Origin of the sequence: Neolewinella sp. (assembly GCF_965214665.1) — a bacterium.
Classification (GTDB): Bacteria; Bacteroidota; Bacteroidia; order Chitinophagales; family Saprospiraceae; genus Neolewinella.
Genome location: NZ_OZ243970.1, coordinates 64,039 through 80,288 on the forward strand (window position 1 = coordinate 64,039; position 16,250 = coordinate 80,288).

Below are 16,250 nucleotides of genomic sequence, written 5' to 3' on the forward strand. Positions count from 1 at the left end.
AAAGGCAACTGCGTGGGTAGAGGTTCGACTTAGCTTGCACCCGCGACCCCGCCCGCCTGTGCTGTTTAGTGCTGCTCGACTTCCTTTTCGACGGGAACGTCAGCCAGGGTAGGGGCCTTCCAGCGTTCGTAACCGATGGGGGCTGAGGCGACGCGGCGGATGGCTGAGGTAGTGCGCTTCTTGTCCACGATCATGGCAAAGGTCATAATAAGACTGGTGCCGATGATGATGTAGAGTAGGATGCCCGGCTCGAAGCCCTGGATCTGGACCTCCTGCGGAATGGCATTGAAGAGCAGTACCGTGATCAGGCCCCGGGGAGCCACGAATAGCTGCGGCAGGATGTCGCTGCCAATAAAGATGCGCAGGATCACGAAGCGGATCAGGTAGATGCTCAGGATGATCAGCCCGCTCACCATAGCCACCTGTAGGCTCAGTAGGGAGGACAGCACGATGGTGATACCGAAGATCACGAAGAAGAAGGTACGCACCACGAAGGCCGTCTCCACCGTGACTACGTGCAGGCCCTCGTAGATGTGTAGCGCCTGCTTGTAGTTGAGTAGTTTGCGCAGGGGGCCCCGGAAAAAGAGCCGCATGTTGGCAATGATGAGACCGAAGGTGAGGATGATAATGAGTGACGATAGGTGGGCCGTCTTGCCGATGGCGTAGAGCAGGAGGAGTACGGCGATGAGCAGGAAGAGTTTGACGTGGCTCTTAATGTTCTGGAAGACAAGGATGATGGCGTAACTGGCCACCAGCGAAGCGACGATGGTGATAAGGATATTGCCCAGGTAGGCCAGTCCACTAGCGTGGTGCTCGATCACCTCCAGGCCCTCCTCTCCCGTAGGGTCCGGCAGCAGGGGCAGTTGGCTGCTGATGAAGTAAAAGAGCATGATGCCCATGATGTCCGAAAAGGTGCTCTCGTAAATGTGAAACTCCTTCTTGTGCCCCTTGAGCCCCGTGACGCTGGGAATGATGATGGCGCTCGACAGGATCGACAGCGGGGTGGCGTACAGCCAGGCGAGCTGGTCGGTCATGCCGTCGATGAAGTACTTGAGGATCTCGGCCGCCGCCCAGGTGGAGGCGATTAGTCCGATGAAGGCCACGGCCAGGGCCTTGCCGATGGAGAGGAATTTATCCTGCTCTAGCTTGAGCTCTAGAGCGGCCTCCAGCACGATCATGATCAGACCTATGATGCCCAGTATCTGGAGGATGGGGAAAAAGTCCAGATTACCGAAGCCGAAGTACTGCAGCCCCTGCTGTAACAGGATGCCCAAAATGATGAGCATCAGCACCGAGGGTACGTTAGTGCGTTTGCTGATCTCGCCGAAGAAGAACGAGAGGATGATGATCACCGAGGCCTCGATGATAATATAGTAGGGGTTGGTCAGGTCCATGGGTTAGCGTTTGGCGATGGTGGCGGGGTAGCCCCATTCGTTAAGGAGGGCGAGTAGCTCGGTCAGGTGTTTTTCTTCGCGCACCGAGAGCCGCGCGTCGATACGCTGCTGCTCGCGACCGCCGTAGGCCAGCTCGGGTTTGAAACTGCGGTCGAGGTAGGGCGTGGTGGTCAGGCGGTCGGCGAGGTCCTGTAGCGGGTGCTCGACTTCGGCCGGCGCGGTGAGGTGCAGCTGATAGTAGCCGCCGATGTCCTTGCCGGTGATGAGGCTGTAGCCCCGGGTGAGCAGGGTGGTGTAGTTGACGAAGTGTAGCCCCTCGCCGGTCTGTAGGTAGAGCCCGATGCGGCTGATGCGGCTGATGACCCCCTTGTGTTTCTCGGTACGCATGCGCTTGCCCACCGTGATGAGGGGGTTGAACAGGATGATGCGTCCGCTCAGGTAGTCACGGATGCGCGAAAAGCCAGCGGCAATCAGCAGCAAGAGCACCGTACCGTGGAGCACCGGATTGATGAATACGAAGAACAGCGCCAGTACCAGTACGGTGAGCGGCTGGTAGAGGAGTAGGAAGGGGGCTACTACGTTGTATGCCCCGGCCCGGAAGCCCTCTACCCGTTTGGTCCGCTGTAGGCGCTCGCGCACCAGCACCAGTACGGCGTAGATACCGTAGAGCAGCACGGCGGCTAGCAGCAGGTCGGTCCAGGAATAGTAAGCACGAAAGAGGTCGTTCACGGCCTGAAGGGGGCTAGTTGGGGTAGCTAAGGTACGTCTCGGCATCGAGCATGCGACCCACGTCGTTGGCCACGCTTTCGGCTACCTCCAAACTTCCGTCATTGTTGCGCGTCACGATGCCGATGCGAATCAGGCGCTGCAGGATGCTGCCGTACCGCTCGGTGTAGGCGGGGCCGAAGAGTTTGCGTAGGCGGTAGTCGCGGCTACGCTTTTCGAGCAGTAGGGTGCTGAGCAGGGTGGCAGTATCGGGTGAGAGAAAATTGGGCAGGTTATAGCGCCGCCCCCGCGGCTGGCGCACCCGCTCGTCGTCGACCCGCTCGGTATAATAGGCCCAACGATTGATGGTGTCGCCCACGTTGCCCTGCGTAGCCCGGTAGATGCGCCGTATGAGCTGCCCGAAGGCCGTCTCGCCGATGGGCTCCCCCTCGGCATCAACCATCTGCTTCTGGGTGGCGCCGTGGCGGATTAAGACAGCCCGCTGCATGTCAGCGAGTGAGAACGCATCCAGGTTGATTTCGGTCTGGAACACTGGGTCGAGGTCCAGGAAGCGATCTAGATGGCGGTATACCGCGTTGGTGGTGGCTACGAGGTAAAAGATGCGACCGGAGTAGTCGTCGATGTGCTCGCCCAGCGCCCGCACGTTTTGGGCCAGGCTGTGGTCGTTATCCCACCAGAGCTCCAGGTCATCGATCCACACCAACGGCCGCGACTGCAGCGTGTACTTCTGTACAAAAGCCAGGGCCTCGGCCAGGTCACCGGTGGTCTTGGTGCGGCGGCCCTGCACGGTGAGCTGAGCGTTGGGCTTCAGGCGGATCGTCTTTCCGGCAAAGAAGCGGTTGGTGATCATCTCTCCGAAGAGGGTCTTACCCGCCAGCCGGTTGCCGGTCAGCACCACCGAGCCGCGGTAGCCTAGGCGCCAACTGTCGATGAGTTGGGCCAGGTGGTTCGTCTCCCGCTCGCGCCCAACCAAAAAGGACTCGCCGATGTAGCCCCTGGTCATCAGGATATTGGTGTAAGCCGCATTGTCGGGCGAGATGCTGCGCTGCCGGATGACCCGCACGGTACGTTCGCTGATGCTCAGTCGGTCCTCGCGGGCGGCGTCGCCGAGGAGTTTATTGAGTCCGGTGACGTGCTCGCCCAGCCAGTTCTGCAGGTCAGTCACCCAGCGGCTCTGGCGGTGGGTGAAGGCGTTGATACCCGACTGGAGCGGCAGCGGCAAGAAACCCGGCTCGGCCCGGTACACTGAGGTCAGCCGCAGGTCGCGTGCGATGCGTTGTTCGAGGCGCTGGCGCAGGATATCGTAGTCGCGGTGACGCTGCTGGCTGCGCTCCGTGAAGTCCACGAAGGGCTGGGCCAGCGAGCTGTTAGTAAAGGTCACGTCGTGCCCTGCCTTGACCTCATTGCTCAGTAGGAGGGCGCGGTTGCGCACGTTGACCATGGCTACGTTGAGGCCATTGCCGACCTGCTGGGCTACCTCCCAGAGCTCGTACAGCAGGGGCATCACCTGGGCTGAGACCCACTGGTCGGTGGCGCGGCGAAAGTTCACCTCCTTGTACCGCAGCAGGCCCTCGTCGGAGGCCACCGTGACCCGCATCGACTCCATCAGTCGGACGGTCTTTGCCGTGATGGTGTTGGTGAAGCGGTCGAGCCGCGGTAGGGTAGCTTCCTCGGTGATGTAGTCTTCGAGTTTGCTAGCGATCAGGCCAGGGCGTTCCAGTTCATGGTCACCGGTACTGATGAAGTCGGTCAGCTCGCGAGCACGTTGTTCGGCCCGGTCCATCACCTGCCGGCTGGCCGTGATGGCCTCGTCGAGTAGCTCGCGCAGGGCAGCAAAGCGCTCTTGTTCTCGCTGCAGCTTCGTGAATTCCTTGGCTAGCCCCTCCGACTGTCTGGCCAGCTCCCCCAACTGATGGCGGTACACGGGCCAGGGATTGTGCTGTAACTTCCAGGCGTTGAGCTGCTTACGGCGCTGCTTTTCATTGCGTTCCAGGGCATCGTGCTGTCCGCGGTAGTCGCCTTCCCATTCCTGTAGAGCCTCCTTCAGCGCGTGACGTGACCGGGCGTAGAGGTCAGCTACTTGATCGCGATCCGAGGCCCCCTCGTGGATGAGTAAGGTAGCGACCTGTAACTGCAACTGCACGTCGCGGTACAGCATCAGGAAGTGCTTGGCACGCTCGGCCCACACGAAATGCAGCAGGCGGCAGTCCAGATTCAGGGGGTCTTCATCTTCGCCAGTTGGACAGGTATCTCCGCGGGCGATCATCGTATCGGCCAGCTCGCGGATGTGCTGGGCCATTTCCTCCACGGGCCCGTCGACGGTCAAGCGTTGGATGCTGGACTCGGCGGTCACCGTAAGGGGGGCGGGCAGAATGGTGGACATGGGGCGGAAGGTAAGGTATGGGGGGATTAGTTGTTGGGTTTTCGAGTTGGTGCGGGCCGGTTGTGGTAGATGTACACCACCACGGTACCGATACGCTTTCACGCCCCCTGATCGACCACCCATTCCCTATATTTGGCGGATGCGCCCGTTCAGTCTCCTATTACTCTTCCTGCTCAGCTTAGCCACCTTCGCTTGCCAGGAAGAGCTGCCACCCCCCACCGTAGAAACCCCCGCCGTTATGGAAGATGAACCCGCTGAGGCTGCCCCCGATAGCCTCCTACGCCACGCCGTGTTCTTCTCCTTTAAGGAGGAGGCCACCCAGGCCGATATCGACCGCGTACAGCAGGCCTTTAGTGCCCTGCCGGACCAGATTGAGGAGATTCGGGACTACGAATGGGGGACCAACAACAGCCCCGAAAACCTGAATAAGGGCTTCACCCACGCCTTCTTCGTCACCTTCGCCAGCGAGGCCGACCGCGAAACGTACCTGCCGCACCCCGCCCATCAGGCCTTCGTGAAGGTGCTTCAGCCGCACCTAGAAGATGTATTCGTGGTAGATTATTGGGCGCGGCGGGAGTAGTAGCTAGGTGCCTACAGAGTTATATACATCGTCATCCGCGACAAATAGCTCCAAAGAAGCTCGCGAAAGTCAATGCGTTGCAATGCATATCTGCGTGCATAACTTGTTAGTTTAAATAACAATATGTAGCCCAGAACACCCCTTACACGGTTTGGCTTGTGTAAGCAATTGCAACCACACAAAACCGCTTACTATGTTTTATCACGACGGAGGTAAACTCCAATATCACGTCAAGGTCGATAAGCCCGATCCCGTATTCGCCAAGGCCCTACAGCAGGCCATTGGGGGCATTCAGGGAGAGATTCGCGTCTGCCTACAGTATATGTTCCAGGCCTGGGGCTCGCGCGGGCCCTCGAAGTACCGCGACATGCTGCTCGAAACCGGCACCGAGGAAATGGGCCACATTGAAATGCTCGCCACGGCCGTAGCCATGAATCTGGAGGGTGCCCCCCTGGAGCAGGACAAGGCCGCCGGCGACCCGGTCGTGCTCGCAGCCATGGGCGGCATGAACATCCAGCACGTCATCAGCACCTGTATGGCCGCCATGCCCGTTGATGCTAGCGGCGTGCCGTTCAACTGCAGCCACGTGTACGCCAGCGGAAACGCCGCGGCCGATATGCTCGCTAACGTCACTGCCGAAAGCACCGGACGCATGCTCGCCGTACAGCTGTACAAGATGACCAACGACCGCGGCATGAAGGACATGCTCAGCTTCCTCATCGCCCGCGACACCATGCACCAGGAGCAGTTCTTCTCCGCCTGGGAAGAGCTCGGCGGACGTAAAAACCACCCCATCCCCAACAACTTCGACCAGAGCATCGAGCCATCCGACTATAACTACACATTCTACACCACCGGCAAAGACGACTCCGTACCCACCCCGAGTGGCATGTTTACCGAGGGCGAGAGCTTCGACGGCCGCGCGCAGTACAACAAGAAGCGGATGCAACCCGTAGGTGGTAAGCCAAATCTTGGGTACGCTAGCCCGGATGCCGCCGTACAGAAGGGCCAGGAGGGTACGATCGATAAGATCAAGGACACCATTTTGTCCTAATCAATCACCCAGCCGACCTTTCTCCTCCTCACTAGCGCTGCCCCTGCGTTCCCGCCCCTTTAAAAAGCGGTTGCCGAAATTATAGGTAAGCTTCGCTGTGAAGATGGGTGCCTCCCAGGTGGAGCGGACGTCCAAATCTTGCTCCTGGTAGTTGATGGTGCCCGTAAAGAACTTCTGGACGATCCCCTCGGCCGACAACACCAGGTTAAGGCGGTCGTCCAGAAGATCTTTTTCTAATCCCGCATCGACACCGTAAAGGGGGTCGTAGCGGATGATACCGTCCAGTCCCCGCCCCTGGTAGAAACCGGAGACCTGTAGCTTCCACTCGTAGGGTAGTCTCACGTCGACCTGCGCGAAGGCCGTCAGACTCAGCTGATCCTGTGCGAAGTTGCCACCCAGGTAGTCGCTGGTGTAATCGTTGTAGTACAGCATGAAGCCGCCGTAGCCGCTCACGGGCTTAGCCACCCAGTCGAGGGGAAAAAAGAGGCTGCCGCCGTAACGGACGTAGCGGTCCAGATTCACCGTGGTCTGGAAGGCCACTCCGGTCACCGGGTCCTGCTCCGTGACGTCGCTGATGATATCTGTCGTGAAATCGTAGCCCAGGTTCAGGAAGGGCTGCTTATCGTAGGTCACGGAGAGCTGCCCGCTGTGGATCAGCTCCGGCTGCAAAAACGGATTGCCCTTCGTAAAGGTGATGGGGTCGATGTAGGTGATGAACGGATTGAGGTCGTAGTAGCTTGGCCGCTCGATGCGGTAACTGTAGGCCAGACTGACCCCGAAGCTGCCCGCCAGGGGCGCATTCACGCTCAGGCTCGGAAAGAGCTGGGCGAAGTCGCGTACGTTCGTGCTGTCGATGGTGACGTTGTAGCCCTCCATGCGGGTGGCCTCGTAGCGTAGGCCCACATTAGCACTCCAGTCGTCCTGCTCCCAGGCCAGGGCCGCGTAGGCCGCCTCGATGTCTTCGTCGTATTGAAAGCGGTTGCTGAGGTTGCGGTCGATCTCCATTACTCCATTGATCTGCTCGCGGGCCAGTAGCTCATTGTCCAGCGCGGCGCGACTCACTTTAGCCCCGGCGGTGAACACGTAGGCATCGCCCAGGGGCCGGCGGTAGTCGACCTTTGCGCTGTAGATCTTTGCCTCGGAAGGTTCCACATTCAGCCGGTCGTTGAACTCCGCCCCCTGGGTCACTAGGGTGGTACGGGTATCCCGCGTAAAGGTGTTAAGGCTGCCGTCGAAGGTCAATTCCTGTCCGCTGGTATCGAGCTGGATGCGGTAGTAGGCGTCCAAATTGAGGTTATCGAAGTCGCGGCTGCGGTTGCGCAGGGTAGTGAAGCTTTGCCGTATTTCCCCGGTGCCGGGATTGAGTACGTCGGTGCGGTTCGTGCCCGAGTTCGGACTGTCACCGAAGCTATAGCGGCCATTGATGCCCACCCGGTGCCGCTCACTGAGGTCGTAATCGGCACCCAGGCGGAGCTGGTAACTGTTCGGCGTACCGTACTCCTTGTTGCGCTGCACGAAGGTGCGGTCGTCAAAGCGACGCACCAATTCTAAGCCTTCGACCCACTCGCGGCGGTTGTAGCTGAGTCCACCGGTGAGGTTGAGCCCGCCGGCCTGGTGACTCAGTTCCAGTCCGGAGCGGTACTTGGGGCGCTGCCCGTAGCCACCGCCGACGTACACCTGCCCGTTGGTGCCCAGCAGGCTATTTTTCTTCAGCACGATGTTGATCACCCCGCCGCCGCCCTCTGCGTCGTAGGCCGCCCCGGGCTGGCTGATCACCTCGATCGACTTGATGTTGTCGGCCGGCATATCCCGCAGCAGGCTATTGACGTCGAGGTACCGGGTGGGCCTTCCGTCGATTAGGATCGTCAGCCCCGTTTTGCCCGCCATACTGATGCGGTTACCGGTTACCACCACGCCCGGCACCTTCTTAAGCAGGTCGATCACACTACCGCCCTGCCCGGTGATGGCCTGGTCCACGTTCACCACCAGGCGACCGGCTTTCTGTTCCAGGAAGGGCTTGGTGGCCGTCACCTCGATGGTTTCCAGGTCGGTGGCGGCGCTTTCCAGGAGGTAGTCGGGCAGGGTTAGCTGTTCCCCCGCTGCCAGGGTGAATACCGGGTGGTCCCGCTGCGGTATACCGATGCCCGTAGTGCGCACGAAATAGCTAGCCGAGTCGAGCCCCGTAAAGGTGAAGCGCCCCTGTGCGTCGGCCAGTTCCAGTTTGACCACCCCGGAGTCCCGGGCCGCTAGGAGCAATACGTTGGCAAACTCGGCCGGGCCGTCGGCGGTGCGTATCCGTCCGTTCACCACCCCGTCCTGGGCGATCAGTAGGGCGGGGCCGCAGGTGCAAAGTAGGTAGACCAGGTGGAGGATACGTCGTGGGTGCATGGCTAGTGGTGTGGGACTCGGTCCGGTTGAGTTTCGGGGGGAAGGACGAGCTGTTGGTACCCAAGTTGCAGGGCCGGGTACGAAATCACGCATCTACTATACTAAGCCCGGTTTTGGAGCGATTAATATGTAGGACGTGCCCCATATGCCGCTATTTTAGTACTATGTGCGATCACCTACTACCCAAATTCTCCCTTGCCCGTTACGTATGAAAGCTTACGCTACCATTGCCCTCATCGTGTCCATACTTGTTTTATTCTGGAGTGTACTGATCTTCACCAATTTCGCTCGCTTTAGCGGGTCAGAGATGGCGCCCGTTCTGCTGGTCTACGCCGGGCTCATGGTCGCCTACGCGCTGGCCACCTTTTTCTACGTCAATAAGATGGAGCGGCGGCGGCTTACGCGGCGGCGGGGTTGAGTTGGTTGCCTACACCGGGTGAGCGGAACTGGCAAAGCGATCTCCAGCAAAAATTCAACAAAATGTGTTGAAAAACTTGGGTGGCGGGGAACATTTTGTACTTTGTCGCTAGCTTCAAATGTAAGAGCGGTCGACTATGGCGGATGAGCAAGCGAACCAAAATTTACTAGACTTTGCCGGTCAGACGCGGTATGGCACCATTCTGGCCGATCCCCCCTGGCAGTTCCAGAATCGAACGGGCAAGGTAGCTCCCGAGCACAAACGCCTGAATCGGTATCCCACCATGAACCTGGAGGACATCAAGGCCATGCCGGTAGACGAAGTGGCCGATGAGCGCGCGCACCTCTACATGTGGGTCCCGAACGCCCTCCTTCCCGATGGGTTGGCAGTAATGGAAGCCTGGGGATTCAAGTACAAGAGTAATATTATCTGGTACAAGATCCGTAAAGATGGTGGCCCGGATCGGCGGGGCGTAGGCTTTTACTTTCGCAACGTAACCGAGGTCCTGCTCTTCGGCGTACGGGGTAAAAATATCCGTACCCTAGCCCCCGGGAGGTCGCAGGAAAACACCATCTCCTCCCGAAAACGGGAACACAGCCGCAAGCCGGACGAGCAGTACAAAATCATTGAAGCCTGTAGTTGGGGACCCCGCCTGGAACTGTTTTCCCGGGGCACGATGGAGGGCTGGGATTGCTGGGGCAACCAAGCCGATGAGGAATATACGCCGGACTGGGAAACTTACTCCAACCATTCCCAAACGGAGACTGCGAGTAGGCAAATACGACTTACGCTGTGATCTTTGCGTACTATGTTTGATGAACTCCTCAAGCGAGGCTATGATGTCAAGACACTACAGCATGCTCGCACCATCCTCGAGACGGAATTTGCCGAAGCTATTGCAGAGTTACAGTCCGTGTTACTACCGATCACTATACCTATCGAAGAATTAGTCTTTGGTGGAGGGGGTAAGACCAAGGTGGTCCAGCGGATCGAAGCGCGGTTTAATGAATTAGCCTGGACAAAGCATAACTTCCAATTGACTAAGTTAGTAGACGGGATAGCTACTCAGGCTATATCCCACGAGATCGATCACGTCAAGCGGTATGGTAACGGGGTCCTGGCCCTGGAGATCGAATGGAATAACAAAGACCCGTTCTTTGACAGGGACCTCCGAAGCTTCCGGCAACTGCACGCCGATGGAGCTATCTCGATGGGCTTGGTCATCACACGGGGAGCGAGCTTATAGGATGGCATCCGGGAAAGGATCGTGGAGTTTGCGGTGGCTAATGGTATTACTTCTATGGAGCATCTAGCTCAGTATTATTCTCCCATACGGCCACAGCGGAGGGCAATTCTTAAGTCGCAGCAAGGGGGTCTGTCCTTTGCCGAAGCCTGGGCCGGCAACTTCGTGGCTTCAAAATTTGGATAGTCTACCACCCACTGGAATAAACTCATCGATCGGGTAGAACGGGGGGTTGGTAATCCTTGCCCGCTTGTGCTGATCGGCATACCAATTGATGTGATTACATTATAGATGCACAATCTCTTGCCCCGCAAACACGCTGTTGTAAGACCACTGGGTAAGCTACCTTAGCCCGCCCCAAGTCCTCATGAATGTACAACCTCAACAGCATCCTCATCGTCACCATTCTGTTCGTCCTCATCCTGGCGGCGGATGCCCTGGGGCTGCGGATGGGCCACCGGGTAAAGGACAAGTCCGATAGCGACGTCAAGTCTCAGACCTCCGCCATTCAGGGCGGCATCATCGGTATGCTGGCCCTGATCCTAGGCTTCACCTTCAATATGTCGATCCAGCGCTACGACAGCCGCGCCGGGGCGGAAGTTGAGGAAGCTAACGCCATCGGTACGGCCGAGCTGCGCGCCTCGCTGCTACCCGCTCCCTACGCCGGCCAGGCCCACGCAGCGATCGACGAATACATCGACCTGCGCCTGGAGAGTAGTCACGTCGACCTGACGCACGTCGACCAGCGCCGGGCGCTTAACCAGACGACCAACGCCCTACAGCAGCGCATCTGGGATATCGGCGTGGCCGCCGCCGACGCTACCCCCAATCCCGTCCGCACCGGCTACTTCCTCACCGCCGTCAATGACATGATCGACGCCCAGGGTAGCCGGCTCGACGTGCTTAACCGGCACGTGCCGCCCGCCATCTTCTACCTGCTGTTCATCTTCTTCGTAGCGACCGGGGGGCTGATCGGGTACTCTACCGGGCTCGGCGAGCGCCGCTCCCGCGTCCCCGCCCTGGTGCTGAACCTGCTGATCTGCCTGATGGTGTTCATCATCATCGACCTGGACCGACCGCGACGGGGTGTGATCGAGGTGCGGCAGGATAGCATGGAGGCTCTTCGTTAACACTCACCTACCCCTTTCGATGTATACCCTCAATAGCGTTGTAATTGCCGTACTACTCTTCGGCCTCATCGTGCTGGCCCACGAGATCGGCATCCGCCTCGGTAACTTCCGCCTGGCGCACTCCGATAGCGACGTCAAGTCACAGACCTCCGCCATCCAGGGTGGGGTACTCGGCCTGCTGGCCCTGATCCTGGGCTTTACCTTCAGTATGTCGATCCAACGCTACGATGAGCGGTCCGGAGCGGAGGTTAGTGAGGCTAATGCTATCGGAACGGCCGAGCTACGCACCGCCCTGCTGCCGCCCCCCTACGACGCGCAGGCCCAGGCGGCCATCAATGACTATATTGCACTTCGGCTACGCAGCACGGAGGTCGACCTCACCCACCGCGAGGAGCGCCGCGCCCTCAACGTAGAAACCAGTGCGCTGCAGCAGCGCATCTGGGACATCGGCGTAGCCGCCGCCGATGCTAATCCCAACCCGGTCAAAACCGGCTACTTCCTACAGTCCGTCAATGAGATGCTCGATGCCTATGGTAGCCGGCTCGATGCGCTGCAACGGCACGTGCCGCCGGCCATCTTCTACCTGCTGTTCGTGTTCTTCATCGCCACCGGCGCCCTCATCGGCTACTCCAGCGGCCTCGGGCACCGTCGCTCCCGCGTCCCCGCCCTAGTCCTGAACCTACTGATCTGCCTACTGGTGTTCATCATCATCGACCTGGACCGGCCACGGCGGGGGGTGATCCAGGTGCGGCAGGATAGTATGGAGGCTTTGCGGTAGACGGCAACCTACTCATAGGCTATAATGACGGACTGGCCGGCATATTCCCCTTCGGGTAGGTCTACGCGCAGTACCTGGTCGACCGCCGAGCCGGAAAGGGCGAACTCCAGTACCTCCAACTGTTGTGTGGGATCGGCCACCGTGAGTGTCTTGCGCCCATGATCGATCAGTACCACCGCCGGCTGCTGCGCCCGTAGTGTACTGGCATCGGTAAGCTGTAAAGTACCCGGCGCGTAGAAGACGCAGGCCGTAATGGCTAGTTCGGCATGGTGTACGGCCTGCATCTCGGGGCGGTTCACTAGAATGGTTGGGCTGTCTGGGCTCGCGTAGCGACTAAACGCGGAAGCGTCGATATTCGGCATCACTACATAGGCATAGGAGGCCGACTGCGGTCGGCTGCCGTGGTCGATCCAGGCGCGGAGCAGATCGCCCATCACGATGCCTTTCGGCATGCGTGACTGCTGATTGATCTCTGTCCAGGTGCCGCCGACCCGGTCATTCATCACGGTCAGGGGCAGGGGAGTGGGGAAGAGGTAGCCCACGCTATCGTGCCATAGCGAGGTGGCGGCCAGGTAGGTGTGGGTACCCGCGGGGAGTACCTCCGCGCCGCCTGCGCCGTTCACGATCACTTCTCCTTCCAGGTGCCGTTGGTCGAGGGTGGTGAAGACCGGCTCCGGGTGATCGGACCGGATACCCGTACCCAAGCATACGTACTCATCGGCGAAAAAGAACCAGGCCTTACGGGCTGCAAGCGAATCAAGCGGGCTGATAAAATCGAACCCCACCACTCCGTACCGTCCGTCGGATGCTCCCCCCACGAAGTCCGTGAGCCCCCGTTGTTGTACCTCCTCGGGTGGCGGCAGGCGATCGTGCTGCACTGCGGTGGTGCCCGGGATCTTCTGCCAGTCCCAGAGGGGAAAGATGTCTACATATTCCCGCCCGTCCCGGATCAGGAAATTGCTGCCGTCAGCCAGGCGGTGCATCAGCAGCCCCTCGCTGTTGTAGGGCTGTTCGGTGGAGTGGTTGCGGCGGGAATACATCCGTACCGAGCTGAAGTAGTCGGGCTGCTGGTGGCTGTGGTAGCTGCTGGTCCAGAAGGCGCGGTCGGCGGGTTGCGGTGGCGCTGAGGCCGTGCCCCGCCGCCGGTCCACGAGGGTGCGTAGTTCCTCCCCGTGGTAGTCCGTAGCCTGTAAAAGCCGGAGGGGAAGCTCCGGACCGTAGGGGGTAAGTGCCCCGGGTCGGCTCAGCCCCCGGTTCATGGCCCCGGGGTCGGGATAGGTACCGAAGGCGGCGGACTTCGAGATGCCATCGAGGTAGTAGTCGACGAGCCTACGGGTAGCCTGCTGTGGCAGGGCGTAGGAGGTACCCGCGAGCCGCTCGGCCCAGGTCGCAAAGGCCTCCGCGTAGCCCAGGCCGTAGGACAAAATGGAGGTGACCCGGTCGTCGCGGTGCTGGAAGCTATAGTCTACCTGCATCCCCCGAAGGTCCTCAGGAGTGCCCCGGGCTTCGGCAAACTGGATCTCGCCGGCCAGCGCGGCGATCACCGTACGTAGGGTAGCCGTATCGCGGGTAAATAGGGCATACTCGCCCAGAATACCCGCGATCTTGATCAGGTCACCACCCGGCCGGGCTCCCCAGGCCTCCAGGGTGGCCCTACCCATGATGGGGGCTGCCAACTCCCGCTGCCGCTCGGTCAGGGCGTCGTCGTAGAGTAGCAGAACGTGCACGAGTTGGCGTGGCGTACCGATCTGGTTGTCCCACCAATTTTCCCCGATCCAATCGTTCGCCAGCCAGTCGTCGAGGCCGCGAGCGATGGCAGCACCCAGCTCGCTATCTGCGGTGTACGGCGTACCGGGCTTGCGGTAGGCACGGGCCAGGTCTATCAGCCGGCCCAGGTGGCGGGAGTGATCGAATCCGGTGCGTGAGGTATCCCGGTAATCAATATCCGGCCACCGCCCGACGGGCGATAGCTCTGACAGCAACTCCGCTACCTGATCTTCTAGCACGGTATCGCGGAGTAGTTCGATCACGACCCGGTCGCGTACCCGTTCCAGGTCCTGGGCAATCAGGCTCGTCCGCAGCGTACAAACCGCCAATAGAATAAGCAGGGAGTACCGCGATTGCATAAAGAGTAGTATTATGGGTGTGATTTATGCTTAATAGTACGAAAAGTCATTTCATGCAGCGGTTTGTGTACATCGGCGTTCTTGTACTCGCGTCCCTGGGTGCGGCTGCCCAGATCGCTGCCACCACCCTTACCGTACACGCGGGGGACTACGCACGGCAAAACACCCCGGTGTGTGCGCAACTTGCCGATAGTCTGCCTAGTGACGGCTCCGTTCAGCTGCACGAATTAGCCGATGGGCAGCGACGCAGAGTCATGAGCCAGTCGGCGGGGTGCTCCCTGTGCTGGACGCTAGAGGGTACCACCCCCGCCGGCACCAGCCGGGAGTACGAGCTGAGTGTAGGCCCCTCCGCCACCTCCGTTGCACCTGCGGCCGCGGCCCAACTGTCAGAAGGGAAAGTCACCTTTTCCCACGGGGAAAAAACCCTGCTTAGCTACCAGATCGACAAGGTCCCCGTGCCCCCCGGCGTAGACTCCATCTACTCCCGCGGCGGCTTTCTTCACCCCCTGCTGAGCCCCGCCGGCGATACCCTCACGCGCATCCAGCCCGATGACCACTACCACCACTACGGGGTGTGGAACCCCTGGGTGCACGCCGAGTATGACGGCCGGGAGCTTGACTTTTGGAACCTCGTGAAGGGACAGGGCACGGTGGCCGTAGACGGGGTGGGGGAGCTGGTCGAAGGACCGCTACACAGTGGCGTGACCGTTCAGCAAAGCTACCTAGCATTCCGCGATAGTGCCGTGACGGACGACCCGCAAAAACTGCTCGACGAGACGCTGCAACTGCGGGTACATCCCCTGGACAAAGACCGCTACTTGATTGATTATCAGACTACTCAAACGAATCCTACCGAGCTACCCTTCACCGTGCGCGCCTACCGCTACCAGGGGTTCGGCTACCGAGCCCGGGCCAGCTGGGACGATAACAACGTGACGCTGCTGACCTCGGAGGGCTACGGTAAAGACGACGGCAACGGCACCCGCGCCCGCTGGATGAACGTGAGCGGTCCCGTGGAACATGGCCAGGCGGGTATTCTCTTCCTGACCCACCCGGAAAACTACAACTTCCCTGAGCAGATCCGCATCTGGCCGACGGGCATGAACGAGGGTAGGGAAAACGTCTTCGTCAATTTCAACCCGGCGCAGGAACAGGACTACGTGCTGCGGCCCGGTGGGGCCTACCGGCTACGGTACGGCATGCTGGTGTACGACGGCACGATTGACTCCACGGAGGCCGAGCGTTACTGGCAGGACTTTGCCTATCCGCCCGCGGTAGTAGTGCGGCAACAGGCGGACAAGCTGGCGGGGGCGCAGGTGCTGGTATATACGAGGAATGGCGAGGGCTACGTGCACGAAAATATTGCGGCTAGCGTTGCGGCCATCGAGGGGCTGGGGGAGCGGTACGGTTTTACGGTGACCACGACGGAAGATCCAACGGTATTCACCCAGGCGCGACTGGCGGACTTCGACGTACTGGTGTTTTCTAATACCAATAACGAGGTATTCGATACCCCGCAGCAGGAGCAGGCACTGAAGGACTACATTGCCGGCGGGGGTGGTTTCGTAGGCATCCACTCGGCCTGCGGTACGGAGCGCGACTGGCCCTGGTTTGCCCGGATGCTCGGGGGAAAATTTCACCGGCACGCCCGGCAGCAGGACTTCGACGTGGCCGTGCTCGACGCCGATCATCCTTCCACGAGCCACCTGCCGCCCACCTGGCATATCCGCGACGACGAGTGCTACTACCTCAAGCAGCTCAACCCCAATATCCACGTCCTCCTGGCCGCCGACCTGACCACGGTCGAAGACGAGGAGGGAAAGACCGACTACCCCGCCGATACCTTCGGCGACTACTTTCCCACCAGCTGGTACCACACCACCGATGGCGGCCGGCAGTGGTACACCTCCCTGGGCCACCGCAGCGAGCAGTACAGCGATCCCGCATTCCTCCAGCACATCCTCGGCGGCATCCGGTGGGCTTCGTCAAAGTAACACCCGTCCCCCATCCCTCAATCCCCCGTCCCTAAT

At 60.1% G+C, this 16,250-nt stretch carries 13 protein-coding genes; 8 read left to right on the top strand and 5 right to left on the bottom strand.

Features of this window, described 5'->3' with window-relative positions; translation table 11 throughout:
• Nucleotides 1–65: 65 nt before the first annotated feature.
• The 3 genes from ACOOHD_RS00625 to ACOOHD_RS00635 are packed head-to-tail and all read right to left on the bottom strand — an operon-like array spanning nucleotide 66 to nucleotide 4,503.
• Complete coding sequence (locus ACOOHD_RS00625; RefSeq protein WP_420459632.1) at nucleotides 66–1,394, bottom strand: cation:proton antiporter; 1,329 nt, start codon at nucleotides 1,392–1,394, stop codon at nucleotides 66–68.
• Between the two features lie 3 nt (nucleotides 1,395–1,397).
• The gene (locus tag ACOOHD_RS00630) at nucleotides 1,398–2,123 is read right to left on the bottom strand and encodes a hypothetical protein (RefSeq protein ID WP_420459633.1); all 726 of its coding nucleotides are present in this window, start codon (nucleotides 2,121–2,123) and stop codon (nucleotides 1,398–1,400) included.
• Nucleotides 2,124–2,136: 13 nt separating this feature from the next.
• The gene (locus ACOOHD_RS00635) at nucleotides 2,137–4,503 is read right to left on the bottom strand and encodes a hypothetical protein (RefSeq protein ID WP_420459634.1); all 2,367 of its coding nucleotides are present in this window, start codon (nucleotides 4,501–4,503) and stop codon (nucleotides 2,137–2,139) included.
• Between the two features lie 139 nt (nucleotides 4,504–4,642).
• Here ACOOHD_RS00635 and ACOOHD_RS00640 point away from each other — a divergent pair, with 139 nt between their 5' ends.
• Both ACOOHD_RS00640 and ACOOHD_RS00645 read left to right on the top strand, forming a co-directional pair.
• Nucleotides 4,643–5,083, top strand: coding sequence for a Dabb family protein (locus tag ACOOHD_RS00640; protein ID WP_420459635.1), 441 nt, complete (start codon nucleotides 4,643–4,645; stop codon nucleotides 5,081–5,083).
• Between the two features lie 193 nt (nucleotides 5,084–5,276).
• A complete protein-coding gene (locus ACOOHD_RS00645; protein ID WP_420459636.1) occupies nucleotides 5,277–6,137 on the top strand; it encodes a manganese catalase family protein in 861 nt (286 codons plus the stop codon).
• Here the strand turns inward: ACOOHD_RS00645 and ACOOHD_RS00650 are convergent, their stop codons facing one another.
• Entirely contained in the window at nucleotides 6,138–8,525 is a 2,388-nt protein-coding gene (locus tag ACOOHD_RS00650; RefSeq protein WP_420459637.1) for an outer membrane beta-barrel protein, read from the bottom strand.
• A gap of 208 nt (nucleotides 8,526–8,733) precedes the next feature.
• On the opposite strand from ACOOHD_RS00650, the gene ACOOHD_RS00655 reads away from it, so the two are divergent.
• The 5 genes from ACOOHD_RS00655 (at nucleotide 8,734) to ACOOHD_RS00675 (ending at nucleotide 12,094) form a co-directional block, all read left to right on the top strand.
• Nucleotides 8,734–8,943 carry a hypothetical protein gene (locus tag ACOOHD_RS00655; RefSeq protein ID WP_420459638.1) on the top strand — a complete coding sequence of 70 codons (210 nt, stop codon included), beginning with the start codon at nucleotides 8,734–8,736 and terminating at the stop codon, nucleotides 8,941–8,943.
• 136 nt (nucleotides 8,944–9,079) lie between these two features.
• A complete protein-coding gene (locus ACOOHD_RS00660) occupies nucleotides 9,080–9,739 on the top strand; it encodes an MT-A70 family methyltransferase (RefSeq protein WP_420459639.1) in 660 nt (219 codons plus the stop codon).
• A gap of 12 nt (nucleotides 9,740–9,751) precedes the next feature.
• The gene (locus ACOOHD_RS00665; RefSeq protein WP_420459640.1) at nucleotides 9,752–10,189 is read left to right on the top strand and encodes a BglII/BstYI family type II restriction endonuclease; all 438 of its coding nucleotides are present in this window, start codon (nucleotides 9,752–9,754) and stop codon (nucleotides 10,187–10,189) included.
• Nucleotides 10,190–10,557: 368 nt separating this feature from the next.
• A complete protein-coding gene (locus ACOOHD_RS00670; protein ID WP_420459641.1) occupies nucleotides 10,558–11,316 on the top strand; it encodes a hypothetical protein in 759 nt (252 codons plus the stop codon).
• Between the two features lie 19 nt (nucleotides 11,317–11,335).
• Entirely contained in the window at nucleotides 11,336–12,094 is a 759-nt protein-coding gene (locus ACOOHD_RS00675) for a hypothetical protein (RefSeq protein WP_420459642.1), read from the top strand.
• 8 nt (nucleotides 12,095–12,102) lie between these two features.
• On the opposite strand, the gene ACOOHD_RS00680 is transcribed toward ACOOHD_RS00675, so the two are convergent.
• Nucleotides 12,103–14,220: a polysaccharide lyase family 8 super-sandwich domain-containing protein gene (locus tag ACOOHD_RS00680; protein ID WP_420459643.1), complete on the bottom strand. Its 2,118-nt coding sequence runs from the start codon at nucleotides 14,218–14,220 to the stop codon at nucleotides 12,103–12,105.
• 53 nt (nucleotides 14,221–14,273) lie between these two features.
• Between ACOOHD_RS00680 and ACOOHD_RS00685 the strand changes: the two genes are divergently transcribed.
• Nucleotides 14,274–16,214 carry a ThuA domain-containing protein gene (locus ACOOHD_RS00685; protein ID WP_420459644.1) on the top strand — a complete coding sequence of 647 codons (1,941 nt, stop codon included), beginning with the start codon at nucleotides 14,274–14,276 and terminating at the stop codon, nucleotides 16,212–16,214.
• The last annotated feature ends 36 nt before the right edge of the window (nucleotides 16,215–16,250 follow it).